Raw genomic sequence first — 24,511 nt, 5'->3', positions numbered from 1 at the left:
AGACGCGATCCCGCCCTTGGCGGACCGCCCACAGACTCGATCTTTTCCAGACAAAGCATGGCCTTTTTGGGGTCAGGCTTCAATCCGGCGCGAATCACAATGCAATCATCCGGCTTAAAAAACGATGCCGCGCGCCAAAAAAGTCCGGCGCGGGACCGACAGGCCAGCGTTGCCTAAAGGCGCGTATCGTGGAATCCGCTGCCGGCAACCGTGCTGCACAGGTCGGACCATTCGCAGCCTAAGCACGCCTGGCGCGTCAGGCCGGAGGAAAACGCCTTCCGCATCCGCGCCAGGCTGGAGGCGTCCAGCACGAACCGCTCTCCGGCCTGGACCAGCCGGCCGAGAAGAGCCCCGACATCGCGCGCCGCGAGCCCGTCCCGCTCGGCCGCGCTTTCGCGCAGGCAATGTGGCTCGGCGGGCTCGTCGAGCATCGGGGCGCAGATGTCGTCCGGCCCGGTAACGATCAGAACCTCTTCGCCCTCGCCCAGCCGCCTCACCACCTTTTCGTAATTGGCGATGAAGGCGGGCGAGTAGCCCTTGCCGACATAGGTCAGAAGGCAGAGCAGATGGTGGGCGCGCAGCCTGATGGTCATCGCGTCTCGGACGAGCGGTCGCGCGGCTCGGCCCGATAGGTCGAGAAGAGCTTCAGCGTCGCGGCGCCCAGCGCCGACTTCAGCAAGCCACCAACGATGAACGGCAGGAAGCCGAAGGTGATCGCCTTCTCGGCGCCGATCATGACTGCGAGCCAGGCCGTGCCAAGAACCAGGCACAGAAGATTGCCGATGAGCATGGCGGCGAAGGCAAGCATCACTCGATTGCCGTTCCAGCCGCGCTCGGCCAGCCAGCCGACAACCGCGCCGACGATCGGGAACGAGAAAAGATAGCCGCCGGTCGGGCCGACGAAATGCTGCACGCCGGCAGCGCCGCCGGCCAGAACCGGGAAGCCCGCGGCACCCTCGACGAGCCAGGCCGCGATGGTGAGCGCGCCGAACCGCCAGCCATAGAGCGCGCCGACCAGCGTCACGGCGAAGGTCTGCATGGTCACCGGAACCGGCACCATCGGCACCTCGATGTAGGACGACAGCGCCAGGAACAGCGAACCGAGAATGACGGCGCCGGCCTTCCAGCCAACGGAGCGACTATCCAGCCTGAGCGGGCTGAAGGAGGGCTTGCGGGTCGAAACGGCGATGTTTGTCACGGTGATGTCCCTGGTTGAAATTATAGATAATTTCTGCATTCGATCTATTATCGAATTCATATTTTTGCAGAGATGGCAAGCATCTATCGCGGAAACGCAAATCGACGAGCGGTGAGGCTGAGCCATTCGGGGTGATTTGGGATTCCCAAAGCCGACATCTGGCGGCGATAGAGCGCAGAAGCATAGCTTGAGTCTGCGTTATCGCTAGCCAACGATGGCGAAGGCGTCGCGGGTCTTGCCGGAGGCGGTCTTGACCGGTTTCTGGCCGATCCATTGCACATGGCGGCCAAGCGTGGCGGCGGCCGATTCCGTGTTGCCTTGCCGAAGCGCGCTCAAAATCGCGCGGTGATCCTGGTCGGTGCGCGTTTCCCATTCGGAGCGCCAGGCCGCGAACAGGAAGCGGGCGCTTGCGGCATGCAGGTCGTCGATGGTGGAAAGCAGTCGCGGCATGTTGCAGGGCGCCAAAATCAGCCGGTGGAAGGTCCGGTTGGCTTCTTCCCAGGAACGGACGTCACGGGATTTGTCGCCCGCCTTGGTCGCCTCCTCGGCCTCATCGAGGATCGCCGGTGTCAGATGCGGGGCGGCGTGGCGCAGCGCCAGCACCTCGAGCGCGGCGCGCATCTCGGCCACTTCCCTGACCTCGCCGAGGTCGAAAGCCGCGACACGCACGCCGCGGCGCGGCTCGCTGATCGCCAGGCCTTGCGCCTCGAGGCGGCGGAAGGCCTCGCGCACCGGGACGTGGCTGGTGCCGAATTCCTCCGCGACATGGTCCTGGCGCAGCCGCGAGCCGGGCTCGATCGAACCCGAAATGATGCGGTCCGCCAATTCCTTGCTGATGCGGACGGCGATCGTGTCCTCTGTATTGGCCATATTTTATAGATAATTTGCGCAGAGGCCGTTTGTCGAGACGGCCGGAACGAGATTCACAGGCGCCCTTCCCAGCGGACGCCAGGCAAGCGCCAGGAGGTGGGCAGGCTCTCAGTTGACGCGGCTGATGCAGAAATCGATGACGTCGATCAGCGCCGACTTCTGCGGCGTCGCCTCCAGCGGCGCCAAGGCGTCGCGGGCGATCTCGCCGAAGTGACGGGCGCGGCCGATCGTGTCGGCGATGGCGCCGTGGCGGGTCATCAGGCCGATCGCCTTTTCGAGCCCCGCATCGTCGGCGACATTGTCCTCGATGGCGCGCTTCCAGAAGGTGCGCTCGGCCTTGGTGCCGCGCCGGTAGGCCAAGATCACCGGCAGCGTCACCTTGCCCTCGCGGAAATCGTCGCCGACATTCTTGCCGAGATCCTTGCTGGAGCCGCCATAGTCGAGCGCGTCGTCGATGAGTTGGAAAGCAAGGCCGAGATTCATGCCGTAGGAGCGCAGCGCCGCGCGGTCGTTGCGGGAGGCGAGCGCAATCACCGGGCCGACCTCCGCGGCGGCCGAGAACAGCGCCGCGGTCTTGGCCTTGATGACGGCGAAATGCTCGTCCTCGGTGGTTTCCAAATTCTTGGCGGCGGCAAGCTGCATCACCTCGCCCTCGGCGATGATGGAGGCGGCGCTCGACAGGATGTCCAAAGCTTCCAGCGAGCCGACCTCGACCATCATGCGAAAAGCCTGGCCGAGCAGGAAATCGCCGACCAGCACGCTCGCCTGGTTGCCCCAGATCATGCGCGCCGTCTTCTTGCCGCGGCGCAGCGCGCTTTCGTCGACGACGTCGTCATGGAGGAGCGTGGCCGTGTGCATGAACTCGACCGCGGTGGCGAGCTTGACGTGGCCTTCGCCGGCATAGCCGAACATCTGGGCGGCGGCGAGCGTCAGCATCGGCCGCAGCCGCTTGCCGCCGGACGATATCAGGTGGTTGGCGACCTCGGGGATCATCTCGACGTCGGAGCCGGCCTTCGACAGGATCAGCTCGTTGACGCGTCCCATATCGGCTGCCGTCAGATCGATGAGATCCTTGATGGAAGCAGGTTCCCGCTTGCCCTCGATATTCAGAACGACACCCACCACGATCACTCCCGTCTCATTGACGCGCACGACAACACCCTGGTCCCGATGGGACTCTAGGTCGGCACAACCGCGCACGGCAAGAGGCGAATTGGCGCGGCTTTGCTGGCGCCGGTCTGCCTCGACGTTTACATGAACGCCGCAACCTGCGATTTTCATTCCATGATTGAACTCGTCCGCACCAACGACGCCGTCCTCATCTCCTTCGTCGAATCGCTGATGCGCGACGCCGGCATCGCCTGCTTCGTGGCTGACCAGAACATGAGCGTGCTCGACGGATCGATCGGCATCCTGCCTCGGCGCATCATGGTCGATGCCGACAAGGCCGATGCGGCGCGGCGCATCCTGAAGGATGCCGGCATCGAGAACGAGATCCGCCGGAAATAATGGCAGCATCAACCGCCCTCGCCCCGGACACGCCGGCCCATACGGTCGATGCCTTTCATCGCGGGCGCTTCTGGCTGGTGCAGCCACGGCAGGGCCACCGCGCCGGCATGGATGCCATGATGCTGGCGGCGGCCGTGCCGTCCGGCTTTTCCGGCCGGCTCGCCGATTTCGGCGCCGGCGCCGGTGCGGCCGCGCTTGCCATGCTGTCACGCTGCCCTGCGGCACACGCTGTTCTGGTCGAGCGTTCTGCCGAGATGGCGGCCTTTGCCGCCGCCACGCTTGCGCATCCGGGCAATGCGCATCTCGGCGGCCGCGCCTCGGTGCTTAAGGCCGATGTCACGCTCGCCGGCAAGGCGCGGGCCGAGGCCGGGCTTGCCGACAATTCGTTCGACTTCGTCATCATGAACCCGCCCTTCAATGCTGCGGAGGATCGCGCCACGCCGGATGCGCTGCGCAGAGAGGCGCATGTCACGGAGGACGGGCTGTTCGAGCGCTGGATCAGGAGTGCGGCCGCCGTCGTCAAGCCGCGCGGCGGGCTGGCGGCGATTGTCCGGCCCGAGCAGCTCGTCGCCATCCTCGATGCGATCGAAGGCCGCTTCGGCGACGCCGAGATGCTGTGCGTCCACCCTCGCCCGGACGCTGCGGCGATCCGCATCATCGTCAGGGCGGTGCTCGGCGCGCGCGGAAAACTGTCGATCCGGCCACCGCTGACCTTGCACGGACCATCCGGCAATGGGCCGACGGAGCGGACCGAGATGATCAACAATGGGCTGGCGTCGCTGTTCGGCGATTGATCAGAGGCCGGCAATGCGGCATTGCCGTTGGCCGGCGAATTCCTACATGCCGGGAGCAAGGATGAGGTCCCACCTTGCTCTTGCACCTCTTGCGGAGACAAGCTTTCGTGAAACGCCTCTTCAACCGCCTGCTGCCGAAATCCTGGCGCTCGACTGTCGTCACCATTCCCGTCATCCGGCTGCATGGCACCATCCTGCCCGGCGGCGGCCAGTTCCGGCCGAGCCTGTCGCTCGCTTCGACGGCTGGCGTTATCGAAAAGGCGTTCGGCTTCGACGCGCCGGCGGTTGCGATTTCGATCAACTCGCCGGGCGGCTCGCCGGTGCAGTCGCGGCTGATCTTCAAGCGCATCCGCGACCTGGCGGCGGAAAAGAACAAGAAGGTCTTGGTCTTCGTCGAGGACGTAGCGGCTTCCGGCGGCTATATGATCGCGGTCGCCGGCGACGAGATCTTCGCCGACCCGTCGTCGATCGTCGGCTCGATCGGCGTCGTCTCGGCATCGTTCGGCTTCCCGGAACTGATGAAGAAGATCGGCGTCGAGCGGCGCGTCCACACCGCGGGCCAAAACAAAGCCGTGCTCGACCCCTTCAAGCCGGAGAAGAAGGAAGACGTCGAGCGGCTGAAGGCGCTGCAGCTCGAAGTGCACGAGACCTTCATCGATCTCGTCAAGGAACGGCGCGGCACCAAGCTCAAGGACGATCCTGACCTGTTCACCGGCCTGTTCTGGACCGCCAAGAAGGGCCTGGAGCTCGGTCTGGTCGATGCGCTGGGCGACATGCGCAGCGTGCTCAAGACCCGTTTCGGCGACAAGACGGAGCTCAAGTTGATCACCGCGCCGCGCGGCCTTTTCGGCCGTTTCGGCCTGTTCGGCTCGCGCTTTTCGGCGCCCGACATCGCCGCGGCCGCCGCCAGCGGCATCATCGATGCGGCGGAAGAGCGCGCGCTGTGGGCGCGCTTCAGGCTTTGAAAAAGCCATGATTGCGTCTAGCATAACGCCTGACCGGCCCCATACGGCTGGCCTTGCCGCGCAGTCGCGGGAGGAGTTTTGAGATGCCGCAGATCATTTTCTTCGTTGTCGTCGGCGCCGCCGCCTATTTCGGCTATCGCGCTTTCATCCGCGAGGCCGAGCGCGTGACGGCCAAGATCCGGCGCACCGAAAAACAAGCGGCCAACGGCACGATGGGCACGCTGGTCAAGGATCCGAAGACCGGCGAATACCGTCTGGCCAAGGACTGAGCGTCATCTCGCCAGCAGCCGAAATTCTGGAGCCCGAGGCCAAGTCCCGGACATGGCTTGCGCCTGCCAAGATCAACCTGGCGCTGCATGTCACCGGACGGCGTGCGGACGGCTACCATCTGCTCGACAGCCTTGCCGTGTTCACGCGCTTCGGCGACCGGCTGCAGATCGGGCCGGCCGAGCGTGACGAATTCTCGGTGTCAGGCCCCTTCGCCGCCGGCGTGCCGCTCGATGACGGCAATCTGGTGATCAAGGCCCGCGACGTCTTGCGGCGGCAAGCCGGGGCGCAGCGGACGCCGCCGGTCGCCATCCGGCTGGAGAAGAATTTGCCGATCGCCTCGGGCATCGGCGGCGGATCGAGTGACGCAGCCGCCGCGCTCAACGGCCTTTCGCACCTATGGAACCTCGATATCGACGAAGCCGGACTGACGCGGATCGGGCTGTCGCTCGGCGCCGACCTGCCGATGTGCCTCGAGGCAAAGCCGCTCATTGCGCGCGGCATCGGCGATGAATTGTCGCCGCTGGCGGGCTTTCCGGCGCTGGCGCTGGTTCTGGTCAACCCGGGTGTTGCGGTTTCGACGCCCGAGGTGTTCAAGGCGCTTTCCAGGCGCGACAACGAGGCGTTGCCGCCCTTGCCCGGCCGTCTGGATTTCCACACCATCCGCAACTGGCTCGAGACGACCCGCAACGATCTCGAACCTTCCGCTCAAGCCATCCAGCCGACCGTTGGCGAAGCGCTCAAGGCGCTCAAGAAGGCAGGCGCGGCCTTCGCCCGCATGTCGGGCTCCGGCGCCACCTGTTTCGGCCTGTTCGAGACCGGCAATGTCGCCAAGCGCGCCGCGATCGAGATCCGAGGCCGCCATCCCGGCTGGTTCGTCGCGGCGACGCGCAGCATGGAGGCCGACTGATGGCCAACGAGAGCCGGCCCTTCATCCCGGTGCGCATCGCGGTGCTGACGGTTTCCGATACGCGCGGCCTCGCCGACGACAAATCGGGGCAGACGCTGGCCGACCGCATCGTGGAGGCCGGCCACATATTGGCCGCCCGCGATATCGTCACCGATGATCGCGAAAAGATCCGCGAAAAAGTGCTCGCGTGGTCGAAAGACGAAGCGGTGGATGTCGTCATCACCACCGGCGGCACCGGCTTCACCGGACGAGACGTCACCCCGGAAGCGCTGGAGCCGATCTTCGAAAAACGCATGGACGGTTTTTCCGAAGTCTTCCACCGCATTTCCTATGACAAGATCGGCACCTCCACGATCCAGAGCCGGGCGACGGGCGGTGTCGTCAACGCCACCTTCGTCTTCGTGCTGCCCGGCTCGCCCGGCGCCTGCAAGGACGCCTGGGACGGTATCATCAAGGCACAGCTCGACTACAGGCACATGCCCTGCAACTTCGTCGAGATCATGCCGCGCCTCGACGAGCATCTCAGGCGCGGCGGCAAGCCTGCCTCATAAACCGCAGGCAAAACATTCAATCGGCATCCGGTTTGCAAGCGGAATGGCGCTCCCGCCTTCGAGGCGCCATTCCGAAGCCGATGCGGGCAAAGTACCTTGTGCTGTGAAACAAGGGACAATGCCATCACCGTTCACAGCGGCGGATGCCATTGCGGCAACATCCGCCTGAGCTTCTCCACCGCGCTCGCTCCGGCCGGAATGGAAATCCGCGCTTGCCAGTGCTCGTTCTGCACCCGGCATGGGTCGCGTGCTGCCGCCGATCCGAACGGGAAGCTGATCGTCTCGGTCGAGGATAAGTCGCGGCTGCAGGTCTACCGCTTCGGCCTGCGCACCGCCGACTATCTCATCTGCCGCGAATGCGGCGTCTATGTCGCGGCGATCGCCGGCGATGGTGACGACGCCAGGGCGATCGTCATCGTCAACGCGCTCGACGACCGCGAGCAATTCTGTCGCGAACCGATCCCGGTTCGCTACGACGCCGAAAGCCGCGAGCAGCGCCTGGCCAGGCGACGTACCGCCTGGATGCCGGTCGCGATTCAGGGGATTTGACCGGCAAGGTCCGGCTCTAGCGGATGACCGGCTCGCCGTGGAAGCGGCGGCGCGACGGCCGCGAGACGCCGAAGCCGATTTCCATCATCAGCCGTGGTGTGTGCGCCGGCACCGTTCCCATGTGAAAGCCGAACGGGTCCTCGACGAAGCCGAGACCCGCCTCGCCCGTCAGCGTGACGGGGCTTTGCGGACCGTAGACGTCCAGCACCTCTTCCGCAGCGTGGCCGACCAGCAGCGTCAGTTGGTGCTTGAGTGCGCGGCGTCTGTGGCTGCCGCGGACATAGACGTGCGGGCCGGTGCCCGCGTCGACCGGCGAAAGATAGAAGAAGAACTTCAGCATCCGCCAATCGTCGAGGTCGAAATGGTATTTGCCGAGCGAGGCGAGGTTCTTGTCGGCGTCTGAGGCCTTGCCGGTCGGGAAGCTCCACCAGACGCGCGTGGTGATCAACTTGGCCTGGCCCCCGAGATAATGCCGGGCGACGTCGAGAAGCAGCGGATCCTTCTGGATGGCAAGCGCCGCCGGGCAATCGAGGATGCGCTCGAAATAGTGCCCGCTGAGCAGCGAGCGGCCAAATCGCTTTTCCGCCTCGTCATGCTCGCCCGGCATGAATTCGAGACGGCGGTCGAAATTGCCGAAACAGGACGTGCGCTGCGCGAAAGCGGCGATCTCCTCATGAATCGCCGGCGGCAGCATGAAGCCCGAAAACAGTCCGTCAGAACGCAACGCCTCAACCACCGCCCCGCGATCGATGCCGGTGAACATCGTCTCTGCCGCATTCTCCAGCGGGCGGGCTCGTTTGGCGCCCAGCCAGTGCATGCGGCGTCCGGGCATGGTGCGCGCCAGCATGAACATCGGCAGCCAGGCGGGGTTTTCGCGAAGGTCCGTCATGTAGGTCGGGATGCGCACCGCGATGCGGCGGAGCAGGCTGCCGTTGCGGGCAATGGCCTCCAGGCTGGGAGTGCCGGATTTGTCAGGCGTAGCAGGATTCATTGGGTTCCTCAGATATGCGCGGCAGCCTCGAATCGTCGGCCGCTTACCGCTCTGGCATTACCCAAACCCGATTGTCCCGCGTCAAAGGAATGCTAACTTCACGGCAGATTTTGTGCAATGCACAATTAAAATCGTCTTATATAAAAAGTGCGGCATCGCTCTCGTCCACCAACGAGGAAGGATAGGTTACTTCGGCGGCGCGACCCAGATTTCCGCGTTCAGCTTTCTGGTCGCCAGCCCGCGCGCCAGGGCTTCGGCGCTGCGCGCGCTTTTCGCGAGCGCCGCGGCCTGTCGCTTGCTGATGACAAGGCCTTCGGCCAGCGTCCGCTTGCCTGAAAAGACCCGTGCCAGGAACGGCGTGCGGTTGGCGCGGGCGCGCGCGAAGCGCGCGGGCATGGTCTGCCTTGCCGTGTGGGCGACGACCTCGTCAATCCAGCCCTCGGCCAGCCGCGCACCAGGCTCGAGGAACAGCAGCCAGTCGCCCTTGGCCTGGCCGATGCCGGTAGCGATGCTGCCGGCCACATAGTGGCAGCCGGCGTGCTCGGCAACGCGATGCGTCTGGTCGGTCGAGCCGGCGTCGCAGACGATGACGTCGCGTACCACACCTTCGACCGCGCCGCCGATCAGCGAGGCGAGCGTGCGGGCAAGGCCCTCTTCGTCGTTCCGGGTTTCGATGAGAACGCTGAGCATTCCTAGCCGAATAGCGGAAAGCCGGGCGCTGCGCCAGTTGCGCATCCCAGCCGAAAAAGTTCTTGCTTTGTTCTCATCGGCAAAATAGGAATAGTTTCATGAACAGAGCGATTCGACAGCCTGCCGACGGTCCCTGGGAGAGGGCGAAAATGGAACAGATCGTGCGCGCCGACATTGCCGCTTTCGGAGCAGGCAGGGCCGAAATGGCAAATGCGATGATGGAACAGAGCGGCATGCGCGTGCGGCCGGATCGCAACCGCGGGCGCTCCGCCGGCATCAATCCGTCCGGCCGCTTCGAGCCGGTCAGCCGGCATGTGTTCGACGACGGCTGGAACTCGCTGGAAGAACTGCCGCCGTTCAAGACGGAGGTGCAGGTCGAGAAGCCGCGCACCATCATCACGCGCAACGAATCGCCGGACATTTCCTTCGACCGTTCGATCAACCCCTATCGCGGCTGCGAGCATGGCTGCGTCTATTGCTTCGCCAGGCCGACGCATGCCTTCATGGGCCTGTCGCCGGGGCTCGATTTCGAATCGAAGCTCTTCGCCAAGCCGGATGCGGCACGCATGCTGGACAGGGAATTGTCGAAGCCCGGCTACCAGCCGCGCACCATCGCCATCGGCACCAACACCGACCCCTACCAGCCGATCGAGAAGCAGTACCGGATCATGCGCGAGATCCTGGAAGTACTGGAGGCGCGCGGCCATCCGGTCGGCATCGTCACCAAGTCGGCGCTGGTGACGCGCGATATCGACATCCTGTCGCGCATGGCCGAACGCGGCCTTGCCAAGGTGGCACTGTCGGTGACGACGCTCGACCGCATGCTGGCAAGGACGATGGAGCCCCGCGCGTCGACGCCGACGAAGCGGCTGGAGGCGATAAGGCAACTTTCGGATGCCGGTGTCCCCGCCTCGGTGATGGTGGCGCCGATCATTCCAGGCCTCAACGATCCGGAGATGGAGCGTATCCTCGATTCGGCGCGTGCCGCCGGCGCCAGGGAAGCCGGCTATGTCGTGCTGCGCCTGCCGCTCGAGGTGGCGCCGATCTTCAAGGACTGGCTCTTGCGCCATTATCCGGATCGCTACCGACATGTGATGTCGCTGATCCGCTCGATGCGCGACGGCAAGGATTACGATTCGGAATGGGGCAAGCGCATGAAGGGCGCCGGACCCTATGCCTGGCAGATCGGCCGGCGCTTCGAGATCGCCGCTAAGCGGCTCGGCCTCAATGCCGAGCGGCGGCAGCTTCGGACCGACCAATTCGTCGCAGGCTCCGGCGCCGGCGAACAGTTGATGCTGCTGTGAAGACGGTGCCGGCCGAAAGGCCGGCGCCAAGCAACTCGGGAGAACGGGTTTTCCGCCCGGATTGCGACCCGCTAAGTATTTGTTTTTACGCAATTCCGAACGGAAAAGCCGCTGTGTAATTTTCCTGGAATTGCTCAAGAACCCCGTCCGGCCCCTGTCCCCGGCCGTGAGACGGTGCCCTCCCGGTCCGACGCCCCATCCGACCCGGAGGGACTTGCGGAGAATCGGAGCCGATGCGAACCTGGCCCGCACTATGGCTCGCGCGCGTTCCGATTCTCCGCTTCTCTTTGAAATGGTCGAGAAACCCGACTTCTCCATCGAGACGAAGGCGATGGCAGACGGGCTGTGGCCTGTCGCGGGCATGGATGAGGCTGGCCGGGGGCCGCTCGCCGGTCCGGTTGTGGCGGCGGCCGTGGTGCTCGACCCAGCCAACATTCCCGAGGGGCTCGACGACTCGAAGCGCCTCACCCGTCTGCAGCGCGAGGCGCTGTTCCTCAAAATCCTGGGCTCGGCGCTCAGCGTCTCGATGGCCTCGATCAGCGCCGAAGGCATCGACAGCAGCAACATTCTGAAAGCCAGCCTGGAAGCGATGCGCCGCGCCGCCGCCGGCCTGTCGCTGCAGCCGAAACTGGCTTTAGCCGACGGTCGCGACGTGCCGCCAGGCCTCACCTGCGAGGGCCGCGCACTGATCAAGGGCGACCAGCGCTCACAATCGATCGCCGCCGCATCGATCGTCGCCAAAGTGATGCGCGACCGCATGATGTGCGGCTGCGGCGGCCATCACGAGCATTACGGCTTCGAAATGCATATGGGCTACGCGACGATCCGGCACCGCACCGCGATCGAAGCGCATGGACCGGTGGCAAGACTGCACCGGGCATCGTTCGCGCCGTTCCGGCTGGGTGGGGTTGAGGTGGCGGAAGAGGAAGAAGGCTTGATCGGGCTGGAATGAGCGGACATCGATAAGCTTATCTCCCCCCTTGTGAGAGATCAGCAGCTTCCGCGCCGCACTCCCTCTCGAAAACAAAAAAAGGCGCCGGGTTGCCCAGGCGGCTTTTTGATTCTGTAACCGCGAGACCCGTCAGTTGAGCTTGGCCTTCATGTCCTGCAGCGCGGACTTGAACAGGTCCGCTCCGGCCTTGGCGTCGACCTTGGCGGCCAGCAGCGCGCGAGCGGCCTCGACGGCGATGTCGACGGCGCTGGCGCGCACCTCGCCGATCGCTTCGCGCTCGGCCTGGCTGATCTTCTGCTCGGCAAGTGCGGTGCGCCGCGCGACATAGTCCTCGGTCTTCTTGTGCGCCTCGGAGGCAAGGAGTTCGGCCTCGCGCTTGGCGGCGGCGACGATGTCGGCGGCCTCCTTCTCGGCTTCCTTGCGCTTCTGCTGGTATTGGCCGAGCAACTGCTGGGCCTCCTCACGCAGGCGGCGCGCTTCCTCGAGCTCGCTGCTGATCTTGGCCGCGCGGGCGTCGAGCGACTTGGCGAGCATGCCCGGCACCTTCAGATAGATGACGGCACCGAGGAAGATGATCAGGGCAATCGTGGCCCAGAGTGTCGCGAGTGATGTGGCGTCCATGATGCCCTCCTCACCGGGTCGCGGATTTGACCGCGGCCGAAATCTCGGCCTTGTCGGTCTTGCCGCCGACCAGCGCCTCGACAATGGCCGACGTGGTGTCCTCGGCGATCGTGCCGACTTCCTTCATCGCCTTGGCCTTGATCGAGGCGATGCTCGCCTCGGCCTCGCCGAGCTTCTTCTCGAGTTCCGCCTCGAGCTTCTTGCGCGTGCTTTCGGCTTCGGTCTTGGCGGCGTCGCTCGCCTGCTGGCCGATCGTATTGGCGCGTGTCTTGGCTTCCGCCAGTTCCTGCTCATAGGCGGCAACGGCCGCGTCCGCCTCGCCCTTCAGCCTGGCGGCGTGGTCGAGATCCTGGGTGATACGGTCGTTACGGACATCGATGATGCCACCGAGACGCGGCATGACAACCCGCTTCAGGAACAGATAGAAGAGCCCGAAGGTGATGACCAGCCACAGGATCTGCGACGGGAAGGTCTCGGCATTGAACGGCGGGAACGTGCCATGCTCCTCGGCAGGCACGGCGGTGCCTGCATGCGTCTCGCCTTCGGCCGCGGCTGGCGCGGTTTCTTGCGCAAAGGCAGATGTCACGAACATCTCATTCCCCTGTCCATGGAACGGGGCCGCACCATGCGGCCCCATGCATCAACTCTGGCTCTTACTTGAAGACCAGGAGCAGAGCGATCAGGAGCGAGAAGATGCCCAGAGCTTCGGTCACGGCGAAGCCGAAGATCAGGCGGCCGAACTGGCCGTCAGCAGCCGACGGGTTGCGGAGCGCGCCCGAGAGATAGCTGCCGAAGATGTTGCCGAGGCCGATGCCGGCGCCGCCCATGCCAATGCAGGCGATACCAGCGCCGATAGCAGCTGCTGCAGTTGCGTCCATTTCAAAACTCCTGTGGTTTTTCGTAATCGTTGCGGTTGGTACGTTGGGTATGCTGGCGCCGGAGCGCCGGTGAAAATCGGTCAGTGGCTCGGGTGCAGAGCGTCGTTCAGATACATGCAGGTCAGCACCGCGAAGACATAGGCCTGCAGGAAGGCGACCAGCAATTCCAGCGCCGTCAACGCGACCGCCATGGCGAGCGGCAGCACCGAGCCGGCAATACCGACGACGCCGAACGCGCTGAGGCTGACGACAAAGCCAGAAAACACCTTCAGAGTGATGTGCCCGGCCAGCATGTTGGCGAAAAGACGAACCGAGAGGCTGACGGGACGCGAGACGAAGGAAATGATTTCGATCGCCACCACCAGCGGCAAAAGATAGCCGGGCACGCCGTGCGGCACGAACAGCTTGAGGAAGCCGAAGCCGTGCTTGGCGAAGCCGTAGACGAGGACGGTGCCGATGACCAGCGCGGCCAGCGTGAAGGTGACGATGATGTGGCTGGTGACGGTGAAGAAATAAGGGAACAGGCCGATCAGATTGGCGACCAGCACGAACATGAACAGCGAGAACACCAGCGGGAAGAACTGCATTCCCTGCTTGCCCGCCGCGTCGCGCAGCATGTTGCCGACGAACTCGTAGGCCATTTCCGACATCGACTGCAGGCGGCCCGGGATGAGGGCGCGGCTGGCGGTGCTCATGTAGAGGAAGGCAGAAGCGACGATGATCGTCACGACCATGAACAGAGCGGAGTTGGTGAAGGAGACGTCGTAGCCGCCGATATGAAGCGGGATGATCGGATGGATCTGGAACTGGTGGATCGGATCGACCTTGTCAGCAGCAGCCACTTTAAATCCCCGTCAAAGCCACAACCGGCTTCTTAAGTTTCTTTCGCGCCTTGCGGCGCCTCGTCTCATTCCTTCGGCTCGGGTGGCTTGCCGCCCTGACCGAACTGCGGTGCAAGTCCCGCCGAACGCAGGACATTGAGTATACCGGCGCCAAAGCCCAGCAACAGGCCGACGATCAGACCCCAAGGCGCCGTTCCCGCCAAGCGGTCGATGATCCAGCCCAAGCCGACACCAACCACCACCCCGGCGATGAACTCGCTGGACAGCTTCAGTGCCTGACCGTAACCGGTCGCAGCGTTCGCTTCGTCTTTCCCCTCGAGCCGGTCCGTGCGTCTTGTCGCAAGCGATGCTTCAAGCTCGCGCCGGCGGCGCTCAAGTTCGTCGTCGCGGATGGTGGCTTCTGGCTGCCTGCCGCGGCCGGTTTCTCCGGTTCCGTCTGGCCCTTTCTTGTCGGCCATCGCAACCCCCCTGCCCGGGCAGACGATCACCGTCCGTCCGCTTCTAAAGTCGCCGGCAACATAGTTAGAGGGTCCGCGCCCGTCAAGCCACGGGCCGAACTTCGAAGCGATGTATTTTCGCTTTTTAAATCAATGACTTATTCGGGTGCGACATCGTGCCCGTCACGCCCGCGCGGGGACTCGGCGCGAATCCGCCCGGCAAGCCGCGCCGATCGGTGCGCGCGCCAGGCCGCGCAGAATGCCGTCGGAGGCCTCGCTCGAGCGGGTCAGCTCCAGCCGCCGCCATAGGTGCGATAGAAGATATGCAGGCCGATCCTGGTCATGCGTTGCATGGCGCGCGCCCAGCCGGGATGGACGTAATTGGCGTAATAGTGGGTCGAGGATCCGACCTCGGGGATGAATATCTTGCCGGCGGTCACCGCCATTGCGACGTCCTGGGCGGTCTTGTAGGCGACCGGGTCGCTGATGCGCTTCTTCCTGCCGTCGCAGGCGAAGGAGAACTGGCAGCGGTTGAACCAGTTGTCGTTCTGGTAGACGACGCCGCAGATCGTCTTCGGATAAGCGGGGTTGCGGACGCGGTTCAGGATCACCTGCGCCACCGCGGCCTGTCCGCGCACCGGTTCGCTGCGCGCCTCGAAATAGATGCCCTTGGCGAGGCACTCCTGTTCCGGCTTGGAGAAGACGGCCGCCGGCAGCGGGTTCTGCATCCACGCGTGGTCGCCCTTGCCCATCGGCGGGATGAAGCGGCCGTCGTTCGGATCGTCCTGCAGCAGCGCCTCGAAGGGCGAGGCCTTGGCATAGTCGGGCGCCGACTGGGCATAGGCGGTGGCGAGGATATCCGGCTTGTCGTTGTTGACGAGGGCGACGAGGGCCGCCGGCAAGTCGGGATCGGGCTTCTTGTCCTCGCGGATATGGAAGGCCTGGGCGATCTGGACTTCCCTGCCCTTGATGCCGGGCTTGGCGAAAGTGAGCTTCAGGCCGCTGTCCATCGCGGGGCGAAGCAGCGAGGACGTGCGCTCGAAGATCGAGCCGGCGCTGAAGTTCTTGGGCGGCGCAACGGGCGAGACCTGGACGAGGCGGCCCTTCTTGTCGGCGCGCACGACACGATCCTCGTCGGGCGTGGCGCCGGCGACATTGCCCTTGCCGCGGAACGCCACCGTGCCGACGCCCGGCAATTCCACGCCGGAGCCGGAGATCGAGCCCGTGGCGGCCGAATCGACGAAAGGCATCTCGGCGGCGTGCACCGAGCCGGCGACGGATTTTTCGACATAGGCGTTCCAGCGATGGCTGGGCGATTCCAGACCGGAAACGAGGCTTGCCATGTCCTGATAGGCGACGACGGACGGAAAGCCGACCCAGAAGCCGAGGCCAAGGAGCACAGGAGGAAGGACGGAACGTTTCTTCTCACCGGCGGCGGCCAGAAGCCGCTTAAAAACGCGTCGATGCACGGAACTCTCCAGGAAACGCTACTGACCCGACTGGAGAGCCAAAATGATGCATTAACCTTGATGCCGGGTTAACGACATCGATCGTGTTTATTTTATGTTGAAGGCAAGCCGGCTTCCCACTGCTGTGGAAAGCTGGCCAGGAATCAGGCGGTGCGCAGGAAGATCGGCCAGGCGATCGCCGCGCATATCGCGGCTGCGAGCCACACGCCCGGCCATGCGAACAGAAGCAACAGCCAGGGAATGGCGATCGGCACCAGGCAGAAGCCGACGAAGACGAGGGTGTTGGCGAGGCTGAGCGCGGTGCCGACATGGCCAGCGCCGGCAAGCGTCGCCAGTTCGGTATAGGCAACGCCGTGCCAGGCCGAGACGGAGATGCCGGCCACGACCACCATGGCGGGAAGGAGCAGCATCAGCGCCGGCTGCGTTGCCGCCACGATCACTAGCAGCCACAGGACCAGGAAGGCCAGCGCGCTGAGCACGCTGCAGAATTTCAAGAACGGCCGGCGGTTTCCGTGGCGGTCGGTGAAGCGGCCGCTCCAGACGCGCATCACCATGGCGCCGGTCTGCACGAGGGCAAGACTGGCGCTGGTTACCCATGTGCCCATGCCGGCGAAGTCGTGCAGGAAGACGGCGGCAAAGGTGAGCACCGCCACCTGCGGGAAGCAGAGTAAACCGATAGCCGTCGAGATGCGCCAGACCTCGATGTTGCGCAGCGGCGCCGGACCGCTCGTCGCGGCGGCGCCGTGCGCGTCGCCTTGCGTCGGCGGCTCGTACAGCCAGCGCCAGGCGAAGAAAGCCGAGAGCGCGGATAGAGCCGCAAGCAGACCGAAGACAGCGACAAAGCCCAAGGCCACAGCTAGCGAAGGCAAGACGAGCGCGCCGAGCCCGCCGCCGAGCGGCACCGCCGTCTGTCTTATGCTCATGGCGAAGCCGCGCTCGCCTTCACCGAACCAGCCCATGATGGCACGGCCGCTGGAACCGTTGACGCTGCCGCCGAGCAGCCCGGCAACGAGCAGGCTTGCCGACAGCAGCGTGACGCCGGGAACGTTTGTTTTCGTCGGCACGACGAGCATCGCCATGATGAGAAGCCATGCCGCCGTCGCGCCGAGCCCGGTCAAGAGCACGCGGCGGTCGCCCCAACGGTCGGTGAGCACGCCCCAGGGCAGTTCGCTGAGCGCCACGCCGAGGCCGAGAAGACCGAGCGCCAGTCCAAGCGAGGCATTGTCGAGCTGATAGCCCTGGCGCATCACCACAGCGGTTGCCGGTATGCCGGAGAAGGTGGCGGAGAAGCCGGCATTGGCGGCGACGCCGATGCCCAGCACCTTCCAGCGATGGTTGGGTCCGAAGCTCCAACCGGCCGAGGCGGTGATGCCTCGCCCAGACGGCTGGCATTGGTTGCGGGTGACGATGGCTGACATGATTCCATTCCCGTGACGGCCGGCCGACCGGCCTTGACGGGGCGGATGTAGCGCCATAGCTTGATTCATAAAATCAGGAAGTTCTTGATCGACAATCCTGAAAATAAGGACGATCTTATGCGACGCGTCACGTTCGACCTCGACGTCCTCAGGACCTTCGTCACCGGCATGGAACTCGGCAGCTTCGCCAAGGCGGCTGAAAGGCTCGGCCGCTCGACCTCCGCCGTCAGCGCGCAGTTGAAGAAGCTGGAGGAGCAGGCGGCGACGCCGATCTTCCGCAAGGCAGGGCGCGGCCTGGCGCTTACCGAGGCCGGCGAGACCATGCTCGGCTATGCGCGGCGTCTGATCGAGCTCAATGACGAGGCGGCTTCCGCCATCCGCGATGTCGAGCTGGAAGGCTGGGTGCGGCTCGGCCTGCAGGAGGATTTCGGCGAAGCCGTGCTGCCGGAAGTGCTCGGCCGCTTCGCCCGCGCCCACCCCAAGGTCCGGATCGAAGCGCGGATCGGACGCAGCCATGAACTCGCCGAACGCGTCCTTGCCGGCAGCCTCGACATCGCGCTCGCCTGGCACGACGGCACGACGCTGCCATACAGCCGGCATGTCGCCGATGTGCAGGCGCGCTGGATCGGTCCGGCGAAACAGATCGAGGCGGACGCACGCCACGGCGAAGCGCTGCCACTGGTGGTGTTCGAGGCGCCCTGCCTGCTGCGCACCGTGGCGACAGAGACGCTCGACCGGGCCGGGCTTGCCTGGCGCATGGCGTTCTCGAGCCCCAGCCTTGGCGGCATCTGGGCGGCTGTCGCGGCCGGTCTTGGGCTGACGATCCGCACCGATATCGGCCTGCCCGCTAATGTCAGGGCGCTCGCGCCCGGTCTGCTCGGCTTGCCGGCCTTGCCGAAGATGGCGCTGCATCTGCATCAGAAGGATGCCGAGCTCGATCCGGTGGCCGCGCGGCTGGCCGACATTCTGTTGCAGGCGGCTTTCGAGGCGCTGCCTGAAAGCGCCGAGATGAAAGAGAAGCTGCTGAAAGTGGCTTAGTCTCTAGGTCTGCCTCAGCGCTTCTTCGCCCGGCCGGCAAAGGGGTTATCCGAGGTGCGCAGCGCGATGCGGATCGGCACGCCGGGCATATCGAAGGCCTCGCGCAGGCTGTTCGACAGGTAGCGGACATAGGATTGCGGCATCACGTCCGGCCGCGAGCACGACACCACGAAGCCCGGCGGGCGGGTCTTGGCCTGCGTGACATATTTGATCTTCAGCCGGCGGCCGGCGACGGCGGGCGGCGGATGATGCGCCAGAATGCCTTCCAGCCAGCGGTTGAGCTTGCCGGTGGAGACGCGGCTGTTCCACACCTTGTGCGTCTTGATGATGCTCTCCATCAGCCTGTCGAGGCCGCGTCCGGTCTCGGCCGAGACCGTCACCGCCTGGATGCCGCGCACCTGCGGCAAGAGCCGCCCTGTCTTCTCACGCAGTTCGGCGAGAAGCTCCTGCGGGTTGTCGATCAGGTCCCATTTGTTGAAGGCGATCACCGGCGCGCGGCCCTCCCGGATGATCAGATCGGCGAGTTGCAGGTCCTGCTTCTCGAAGGGGATGGTGGCGTCGAGCACGATGATGACGATCTCGGCGAAACGGATGGCGCGAAGGCCGTCCTGTACCGAAAGCTTCTCGAGCTTTTCCTGGACCTTCGACTTGCGCCGCATGCCGGCCGTGTCGAAAAGTTTGATGCGGCGGCCGCGCCAGTCCCAGTCAACGGAGATGGAATCGCGGGTGATGCCGGCCTCCGGGCCGGTCAGCAGCCGCTCCTCGCCGATCAACGCGTTGATCAGCGTCGACTTGCCGGCATTGGGGCGGCCGACGACGGCGATGCGCAGCGGCTTGCTGTCATCATAGGCAGGCTCGGCATCAGGGTCGGCGATGTCCTCGCCGATCAGCACCTCGCTGACGGCGATCTCGTCGCCTGGCTCTTCTTCGTCCTCGCCGAAGGCACGTTCCTCGCCGAGCGCGGCGATCACAGCGTCGCGGAGATCGGGCATGCCCTGGCCGTGCTCGGCCGAAACGGGGATCGGCTCGCCGAGACCGAGCTCCCAGGCCTCCAGCATGCCGCCTTGCGCGCCACGCGCCTCGGCTTTGTTCGCGACCACCACGACCGGCTTGCCGGACTTGCGCACGACTTCGGCGAATGTGCGGTCGTCGGGCATCAGCCCGGACTTGGCATCGACGGTGAAAAAGATCAGGTCGGCCTCGCGGATCGCGATCTCGGTCTGCTGGCGCATGCGGCCGGGCAGCGTCGAGGCAGCCGCATCCTCGAAGCCGGCGGTGTCGATGACGTCGAAGTGAAGATCGTAGAGCTTGGCTGCGTGAACGCGACGGTCGCGCGTCACGCCCGGCGTGTCGTCGACAAGCGCCAGCTTCCTTCCCACCAGCCGATTGAAAAGGGTCGATTTGCCGACGTTAGGCCGGCCGATGATGGCGACTTTGAATGACATCCGAGGTCACGACGCGTTGCCCGACCCGCGGATCAGTTCGGACATCAGCGTCGCCCGCTGGCGCGCATTGCGCGGGGCGCCGTCATCCGAAGCAATCTGGTCGAACAGTTTGAGCGCGTCAGCCGACTTGCCTTCCTTCCAGGCGGCAAGGCCGAGCGCCTCGCGCGCCGAGCTGCGCAGCGGGTTGGTGTCGGCGGTGAGCGCCTCGACCCGGCTGGAGACATCGGCAAACGAGCCGTGGTCGACCAGCAGCAGCGCCGCCCTCAGCCGCGCCATATCGCGGATGCCGGCGGGAATGGCACTGTCGGCGGCGACCGCGTCGAAATCCTTGACGGCGGCGTCGACATCGCCCTTGTCGGCCTTGACGGTCGCGGCGCGCATGCGGGCGAGCAGCGGATAGGCGCCATAGCCATCCTTCTCCAGCTGATCGAGGGCGGCGATCGCCTCATCGTTCTTGCCGTCATTGGCGAGCTTGAGAGCCTGCGAGAAGGCATCGCCCGACTGGTTGGCGCGGGTCTCGTCCCAGTAGCGGTAGCCGACGAAGGCGGCGGTGCCGACCACCACAAGGATGGCCAGGCCAAGCAGGGCCGGGCCAAAACGGTCCCACAGCGCCTGCGCCTGCTCGCGACGAATCTCTTCGTTGACTTCGCGGATAAAACTGTCGTCGGACATCAATCAAAAACCATTGCAGCCCCGGAACGGGGCGCTTCTTGAGCCCCGCGTTTTAGCGAAATTTTGTCGGCATGGAAGGGGGATCGCCGGAAAATCGGCGGGACAAGCCAGGGCGGCTTCCAGCCGGGGCGCAACGTACCGATGCCACAATTGGGCAATAGCCGGTATTCCAATCATCAGAAGATGTCTCCGAAGGTTGCCTGTGCCACATCCGTTCCGCGTCCTTGCGCTCAGTCTCGCTTCGCTTGCCAGCTCCGTTGCCGCGGTCTTCGCCGATCCGCCCAAACCGCCGGAGTCCATGCCGGCGAGGCCAAAGCAGATCGTGCTTATCTCTTTCGACAGCGCGCGCGAGATCTCGCAATGGGAACGCAGCCGCGCGCTGGCAAAGCGCACCGGCGCGCATTTCACCTATTTTCTGTCCTGCGTCTTCCTGCTCTCGCCGGAGACACGCAGTGAGTACACCGCACCCGGCAAGGGCGCCGGCAAATCGAATATCGGCTTTGCCGCCTCGAAGCAGGAGGTGGCGGACAGGCTGGAACAGATCCGGCTCGCGGCCGCCGAAGGCCACGATATCGGCAGCCATGCCTGCGGCCATTTCGACGGCAAGGACTGGAGCAAGGCCGACTGGCTGGCCGAGTTCGCCGCATTCCGGCACATCCTCGAAAATGCCTATGCGATCAGCGGCATTTCGCCGGAGCCGCCCGGCTGGCGCGATTTCGCGCGCCGTGCCGTGATCGGCTTTCGCGCGCCGTACCTGTCGACCGACAAGGCGCTTTACGAAGCGCTGCCCGAGGCCGGCTTCCAGTACGACGCGAGCGGTGTCTCGAACGGCCCTGCCGTGCCGCCGACAAAGAACGGCATCATTGGCTTTGCGCTGCCGCAGATTCCGGAGGGGCCGAAATCGAAACCGGTGGTCGCCATGGACTACAATCTCTATGTCCGCCATTCGGGCGGCTTCGAGAGACCGTCGATGGCGGGTGAGTTCGCCGATCGCGCCTACCACGCGTTCCGCGCCGCGTTCGATGCCCAATACAATGGCAAACGACTTCCGCTCGAGCTCGGCTTCCACTTCACACAGATGAACGGCGGCACCTACTGGAACGCGCTGGAGCGCTTTGCCGGCGAGGTTTGCGTCATGCAGCAGGTCGAATGCATCAGCTTCCGCGACTATGTCGCGCGGCAGCGCGTCAGCGACAGGCAGGCGATGGCGGGCGGTTGAGCCGCCGCCCACACCCACCCAATATTGATCAGGCTGGATCCGCCTCCTGCGCCTGGCGCTCGACGAAGCGCTGGTCGATGTCCGGCAACGGCTCGCCCTTGATCGTGGCTTCGAAAGCACGCAGGCGCTTATGGACCGATAGAAGCTCGACAATCGTCGACCAGGAATTGACCAGATACTGGAAGGAACTCGTCACCTGCGAGAAGGCGGAACTGATCTGGTTGATCAGACCCAGCGTCAACGTACCAGCTATCAGCGAAGGTACCATCAGGAAATAAGGGAAGACGGTATTGAGCTGCAAATAAAGGTAGCGGACCACATTGAAATAGACGTAGTGGAAATAGAGCCGGAAGTAATTGTGGCGGACATTGGCGAACAGCTCGGCGGTGGTCAACGGCTGGGCCCGGTCGGCATGGTCCTCGCCATAGACAAGCTCCTTCCGATAGGCGGCTTCGACCCGCTGATTGCGGAACTGCAGGCCAGGAAGCTTTATACCCGCGGCGGCAATGCACACGGTGCCGAAGATCGCCCAGAAGATCGCAGCAAGAACAAGCGGCTGCGGAACCTGACCGACGAATGGTAGCACCGTGATATGCTTGGAGTAGCCGAGCAAAATCGGCATGAAGGCGATCAGCGTCATTATCGAATCGACGAAGCTCGTGCCGAGGTCTTCCATGATCCGGGAGAACCGCATCGTGTCTTCCTGCACGCGCTGGGCGGCGCCCTCGATCTGGCGCAATCTAGGCCAATGCGACATGTAGTAATGGTTCATTGCGGTGCGCCAACGAAACACCCAGTGGCTGACAAAGAAATTCGTCAAAACCAGCACGGTAACGGCGACAAGAGCGATACCGAGGAACGTTATTATTTGCGCGTAAACATCACTTTCCGTGGCCTTCACGCTTTTGCTGACGATGCCCTGAATAAGGTCCCAAAACGGCCCGTACCAGGCATTGATCGCGACACTGACCTGTACCTGAAAATAGGTTGTGAACAGGATCAGCGAACTGCCGAGGATCGACCAACCTGACCACTGGTGTGGGGAATACAGTTGCCAGAAGGCATAAAAGGCCATCACGCCTAGTGCAAAGTAGATGTAGAACCAAAGAAATGGGGGCGACCAAAATACTGACACGCCTATGATAGGTGGGGCCTCCGAAGCGGCGGCAGGTAATCCGATTAGAGCGCCGATCTGCTCACCGCCCAGAAACCACACGATCACCATGACCGCGCTCCATACGATCGCCGAGGTGAAGAAAAGCTTCGGCTGCGGGAAGAAGGATACGAACACTGTGGCGGGTTTCCTCGGTCTGACCGCAAATCAGCGGCGTTGCTGTTCGGCGGGCATAAAGTCACACATTAGTGGGAAAGAAAATGCCCGTGCCCGATGCCCGGCCTCGAGCAAGACCACAAATCATGGCGATTTTGGCGCAGCCGACCAGGCGATGACGCCGGAGAGCAGCAAGGCAACGGCGGCCATGATCGAGGCGAGCACGTAGTTGCCCGAGGCCTGCGCGAGCAGGCCGGCGGCGATCGGGCCGATGATCTGGCCGAGGCCGAAGGCGGCCGTCATCACCGCGAAGATGCGGCGCGGTGCCTGCGGCGCAAGCTGCCTTGCCGCTTGCAGGCCGAGAGCGGTGATGGCGATGAAGGTGCCGCCGAGAAGCACACCGGCGAGCAGCGGCCCGGTGAAGCCTTTGACGACGACGCTGGCGGTGACGCCGACCACCTCGACCAGGCAGCTCACGGCATAAGCGGGATAGAGACCGATCCTGCCGGCGAACTTCTGCCAGAACCAGGTCGAGGGGAAGCCGGCAAGGCCAGCGACCATCCAGACGGTGGCCTCGAAGACGCGCCCGCCGCCGCCCTGGCGAACGATGGCGACCAGAAAGGTGGCCGTCACCACATAGCCGAAGCCGAACAGCCCATAGGCAAGGATCATCTTCGTCAGCGACCTGTCCTTCGGCAGCGCCGGTTCAGGCCCGTCGACGCCGTTGGCGGGCGTGGCGGAGCCCGCGAGCAGCGCTACGAAGAGCAAGCCGACAGCGGAAATCGCTCCCGACCACAGCCAGCCCGCGGGCCAGCCTGCGTGGGTCGTGACGAGAATGGCCAACAGCGCCGAGGATGCCGCGATGCCCAGGCCGACGCCGCCGAAATGCAGCGCTTGCAGGTCGCCGCGGCCGGCCAGGGCGAGATGGCTGAAGACGATCGACGACATGAATACCATGACGAAAGCGCTGGCGAGGCCGGCAAGGAAGCGGATGACGAGGAAAGCGGCCATCGTCTCGTTCAGCCCCATGAGCCCCACGAGCACGGCGCTGGCGGCAAGGCTGGCGAACATCAGCATACGCTCGCGCCCATGCGCCCAGCCGCCGGCCGCGCCGAGCGCGCCGATGAGATAGCCGAGGTAGTTGGCGGAGGCGATCCAGCCGGCGTCGGCCGGCGTCAGGTGCAACTCCTCCATCATGCCGGGCAGGATCGGCGTGTAGACGAAGCGGCCGATGCCCATGGCGACGGCGAGTGCCGTCATGCCGGCAATGGCGAGGCGCAAGGGAGATGGCGAAGCGGCGCTCATTGCAGCGCAACATAAGTGTGTGCGCAGGCGAAACAATGCGCTTCTGTTGGGCCAGTTCGGTTAGGCTGCCTTTCAGTGGCAGGTCGTCTCGTAAGCCGTGCGATGCGCCGTCAGCCGGAACGGCATGTCGCCGAGCTCGCGCTCCGACATCGTGTCGAGCACCGGATGCGACAGCGGATCGACGACCCAGCGGGCGACCTCGCTGTCATCCGGCCGAACCTGACTTGGCTCGGCGCCGGAAAGCCCCTTCAGCAAAGATAAAATCTTCATCCGGATTGCCTCCACGGTCTGGCTCGCCTCGCTAAAATCCGCCTTTCCGCGCCAGGTTTCAATTGAGATTTCGGCCC

The 24,511-nt window shown here is 64.6% G+C and carries 29 protein-coding genes; 11 read left to right on the top strand and 18 right to left on the bottom strand.

Going from position 1 to position 24,511, the window contains the following annotated elements:
• Nucleotides 1–173: 173 nt before the first annotated feature.
• The 4 genes from DH10_RS19540 to DH10_RS19525 form a co-directional block, all read right to left on the bottom strand.
• The gene (locus tag DH10_RS19540; RefSeq protein ID WP_192256632.1) at nt 174–593 is read right to left on the bottom strand and encodes a DUF1284 domain-containing protein; all 420 of its coding nucleotides are present in this window, start codon (nt 591–593) and stop codon (nt 174–176) included.
• Nucleotides 590–1,198 (bottom strand): biotin transporter BioY, encoded by a 609-nt coding sequence (locus tag DH10_RS19535; protein WP_192256630.1) that lies wholly within the window; start codon nt 1,196–1,198, stop codon nt 590–592. The genes DH10_RS19540 and DH10_RS19535 overlap by 4 nt, the downstream gene beginning before the upstream one ends.
• Before the next feature lie 204 nt (nt 1,199–1,402).
• Nucleotides 1,403–2,068 carry a GntR family transcriptional regulator gene (locus DH10_RS19530; RefSeq protein WP_192256628.1) on the bottom strand — a complete coding sequence of 222 codons (666 nt, stop codon included), beginning with the start codon at nt 2,066–2,068 and terminating at the stop codon, nt 1,403–1,405.
• 108 nt (nt 2,069–2,176) lie between these two features.
• The gene (locus DH10_RS19525) at nt 2,177–3,190 is read right to left on the bottom strand and encodes a polyprenyl synthetase family protein (protein WP_192256808.1); all 1,014 of its coding nucleotides are present in this window, start codon (nt 3,188–3,190) and stop codon (nt 2,177–2,179) included.
• Nucleotides 3,191–3,352: 162 nt separating this feature from the next.
• Here DH10_RS19525 and DH10_RS19520 point away from each other — a divergent pair, with 162 nt between their 5' ends.
• The 7 genes from DH10_RS19520 (at nt 3,353) to DH10_RS19490 (ending at nt 7,613) form a co-directional block, all read left to right on the top strand.
• Nucleotides 3,353–3,577, top strand: coding sequence for a putative signal transducing protein (locus DH10_RS19520; protein ID WP_059186744.1), 225 nt, complete (start codon nt 3,353–3,355; stop codon nt 3,575–3,577).
• Nucleotides 3,577–4,371, top strand: a complete 795-nt coding sequence (locus DH10_RS19515) for a tRNA1(Val) (adenine(37)-N6)-methyltransferase (protein ID WP_192256626.1) — start codon at nt 3,577–3,579, stop codon at nt 4,369–4,371. The genes DH10_RS19520 and DH10_RS19515 overlap by 1 nt, the downstream gene beginning before the upstream one ends.
• Before the next feature lie 107 nt (nt 4,372–4,478).
• A complete protein-coding gene (locus DH10_RS19510) occupies nt 4,479–5,336 on the top strand; it encodes a S49 family peptidase (protein WP_192256623.1) in 858 nt (285 codons plus the stop codon).
• Nucleotides 5,337–5,419: 83 nt separating this feature from the next.
• Nucleotides 5,420–5,605, top strand: coding sequence for a membrane protein (locus DH10_RS19505; protein WP_040971812.1), 186 nt, complete (start codon nt 5,420–5,422; stop codon nt 5,603–5,605).
• Between the two features lie 26 nt (nt 5,606–5,631).
• The gene (locus DH10_RS19500) at nt 5,632–6,513 is read left to right on the top strand and encodes a 4-(cytidine 5'-diphospho)-2-C-methyl-D-erythritol kinase (RefSeq protein ID WP_192256806.1); all 882 of its coding nucleotides are present in this window, start codon (nt 5,632–5,634) and stop codon (nt 6,511–6,513) included.
• Entirely contained in the window at nt 6,513–7,064 is a 552-nt protein-coding gene (gene moaB, locus DH10_RS19495) for a molybdenum cofactor biosynthesis protein B (RefSeq protein ID WP_192256621.1), read from the top strand. Before DH10_RS19500 ends, moaB begins: the two co-directional genes overlap by 1 nt.
• A gap of 96 nt (nt 7,065–7,160) precedes the next feature.
• The gene (locus DH10_RS19490; protein ID WP_192385246.1) at nt 7,161–7,613 is read left to right on the top strand and encodes a GFA family protein; all 453 of its coding nucleotides are present in this window, start codon (nt 7,161–7,163) and stop codon (nt 7,611–7,613) included.
• A gap of 16 nt (nt 7,614–7,629) precedes the next feature.
• On the opposite strand, the gene DH10_RS19485 is transcribed toward DH10_RS19490, so the two are convergent.
• Both DH10_RS19485 and DH10_RS19480 read right to left on the bottom strand, forming a co-directional pair.
• Nucleotides 7,630–8,604, bottom strand: a complete 975-nt coding sequence (locus tag DH10_RS19485) for a hypothetical protein (RefSeq protein ID WP_192256617.1) — start codon at nt 8,602–8,604, stop codon at nt 7,630–7,632.
• A gap of 186 nt (nt 8,605–8,790) precedes the next feature.
• On the bottom strand, nt 8,791–9,294 hold the full coding sequence (locus DH10_RS19480; RefSeq protein WP_192256615.1) for a glycosyltransferase: 504 nt from the start codon (nt 9,292–9,294) through the stop codon (nt 8,791–8,793).
• A 149-nt stretch (nt 9,295–9,443) separates the two neighbouring features.
• Here DH10_RS19480 and DH10_RS19475 point away from each other — a divergent pair, with 149 nt between their 5' ends.
• Together DH10_RS19475 and DH10_RS19470 are read left to right on the top strand one after the other, a co-directional pair.
• On the top strand, nt 9,444–10,598 hold the full coding sequence (locus DH10_RS19475) for a PA0069 family radical SAM protein (RefSeq protein WP_192256613.1): 1,155 nt from the start codon (nt 9,444–9,446) through the stop codon (nt 10,596–10,598).
• Nucleotides 10,599–10,851: 253 nt separating this feature from the next.
• Nucleotides 10,852–11,550 carry a ribonuclease HII gene (locus DH10_RS19470; RefSeq protein ID WP_192256611.1) on the top strand — a complete coding sequence of 233 codons (699 nt, stop codon included), beginning with the start codon at nt 10,852–10,854 and terminating at the stop codon, nt 11,548–11,550.
• Nucleotides 11,551–11,679: 129 nt separating this feature from the next.
• Here the strand turns inward: DH10_RS19470 and DH10_RS19465 are convergent, their stop codons facing one another.
• From DH10_RS19465 to DH10_RS19435, 7 genes are all read right to left on the bottom strand, one after another.
• Nucleotides 11,680–12,171, bottom strand: coding sequence for a F0F1 ATP synthase subunit B (locus DH10_RS19465; RefSeq protein WP_192256609.1), 492 nt, complete (start codon nt 12,169–12,171; stop codon nt 11,680–11,682).
• A 10-nt stretch (nt 12,172–12,181) separates the two neighbouring features.
• Nucleotides 12,182–12,763: a F0F1 ATP synthase subunit B gene (locus DH10_RS19460; protein WP_192256607.1), complete on the bottom strand. Its 582-nt coding sequence runs from the start codon at nt 12,761–12,763 to the stop codon at nt 12,182–12,184.
• Nucleotides 12,764–12,824: 61 nt separating this feature from the next.
• Entirely contained in the window at nt 12,825–13,049 is a 225-nt protein-coding gene (locus tag DH10_RS19455; protein WP_027164582.1) for a F0F1 ATP synthase subunit C, read from the bottom strand.
• Nucleotides 13,050–13,129: 80 nt separating this feature from the next.
• Nucleotides 13,130–13,891 (bottom strand): F0F1 ATP synthase subunit A, encoded by a 762-nt coding sequence (locus DH10_RS19450; protein WP_192256605.1) that lies wholly within the window; start codon nt 13,889–13,891, stop codon nt 13,130–13,132.
• A gap of 65 nt (nt 13,892–13,956) precedes the next feature.
• Complete coding sequence (locus DH10_RS19445) at nt 13,957–14,349, bottom strand: AtpZ/AtpI family protein (protein WP_192256603.1); 393 nt, start codon at nt 14,347–14,349, stop codon at nt 13,957–13,959.
• Between the two features lie 266 nt (nt 14,350–14,615).
• Nucleotides 14,616–15,797 carry a cell wall hydrolase gene (locus DH10_RS19440; protein WP_192256601.1) on the bottom strand — a complete coding sequence of 394 codons (1,182 nt, stop codon included), beginning with the start codon at nt 15,795–15,797 and terminating at the stop codon, nt 14,616–14,618.
• Between the two features lie 143 nt (nt 15,798–15,940).
• Complete coding sequence (locus tag DH10_RS19435; protein ID WP_192256599.1) at nt 15,941–17,215, bottom strand: MFS transporter; 1,275 nt, start codon at nt 17,213–17,215, stop codon at nt 15,941–15,943.
• A gap of 117 nt (nt 17,216–17,332) precedes the next feature.
• On the opposite strand from DH10_RS19435, the gene DH10_RS19430 reads away from it, so the two are divergent.
• The gene (locus tag DH10_RS19430) at nt 17,333–18,253 is read left to right on the top strand and encodes a LysR substrate-binding domain-containing protein (protein ID WP_192256597.1); all 921 of its coding nucleotides are present in this window, start codon (nt 17,333–17,335) and stop codon (nt 18,251–18,253) included.
• A 14-nt stretch (nt 18,254–18,267) separates the two neighbouring features.
• On the opposite strand, the gene der is transcribed toward DH10_RS19430, so the two are convergent.
• Both der and DH10_RS19420 read right to left on the bottom strand, forming a co-directional pair.
• Entirely contained in the window at nt 18,268–19,698 is a 1,431-nt protein-coding gene (der, locus tag DH10_RS19425; RefSeq protein ID WP_192256595.1) for a ribosome biogenesis GTPase Der, read from the bottom strand.
• A 6-nt stretch (nt 19,699–19,704) separates the two neighbouring features.
• On the bottom strand, nt 19,705–20,370 hold the full coding sequence (locus tag DH10_RS19420; protein WP_192256593.1) for a tetratricopeptide repeat protein: 666 nt from the start codon (nt 20,368–20,370) through the stop codon (nt 19,705–19,707).
• Nucleotides 20,371–20,572: 202 nt separating this feature from the next.
• On the opposite strand from DH10_RS19420, the gene DH10_RS19415 reads away from it, so the two are divergent.
• Nucleotides 20,573–21,589 carry a polysaccharide deacetylase family protein gene (locus tag DH10_RS19415; RefSeq protein WP_192256591.1) on the top strand — a complete coding sequence of 339 codons (1,017 nt, stop codon included), beginning with the start codon at nt 20,573–20,575 and terminating at the stop codon, nt 21,587–21,589.
• A gap of 28 nt (nt 21,590–21,617) precedes the next feature.
• Here the strand turns inward: DH10_RS19415 and sbmA are convergent, their stop codons facing one another.
• The 3 genes from sbmA to DH10_RS19400 form a co-directional block, all read right to left on the bottom strand.
• Nucleotides 21,618–22,880 (bottom strand): peptide antibiotic transporter SbmA, encoded by a 1,263-nt coding sequence (sbmA, locus tag DH10_RS19410; protein WP_192256589.1) that lies wholly within the window; start codon nt 22,878–22,880, stop codon nt 21,618–21,620.
• A gap of 123 nt (nt 22,881–23,003) precedes the next feature.
• Nucleotides 23,004–24,164 carry a YbfB/YjiJ family MFS transporter gene (locus DH10_RS19405; protein WP_192256587.1) on the bottom strand — a complete coding sequence of 387 codons (1,161 nt, stop codon included), beginning with the start codon at nt 24,162–24,164 and terminating at the stop codon, nt 23,004–23,006.
• Between the two features lie 72 nt (nt 24,165–24,236).
• Entirely contained in the window at nt 24,237–24,434 is a 198-nt protein-coding gene (locus DH10_RS19400; RefSeq protein WP_192256585.1) for a hypothetical protein, read from the bottom strand.
• Between the last annotated feature and the right edge of the window lie 77 nt (nt 24,435–24,511).

The sequence above is a fragment of the Mesorhizobium silamurunense genome (assembly GCF_014843825.1).
Classification (GTDB): Bacteria; Pseudomonadota; Alphaproteobacteria; order Rhizobiales; family Rhizobiaceae; genus Mesorhizobium; species Mesorhizobium silamurunense.
The sequence above is the reverse complement of the archived record's forward strand: the minus strand, read 5'-3'. Positions and strand labels throughout refer to the sequence as shown.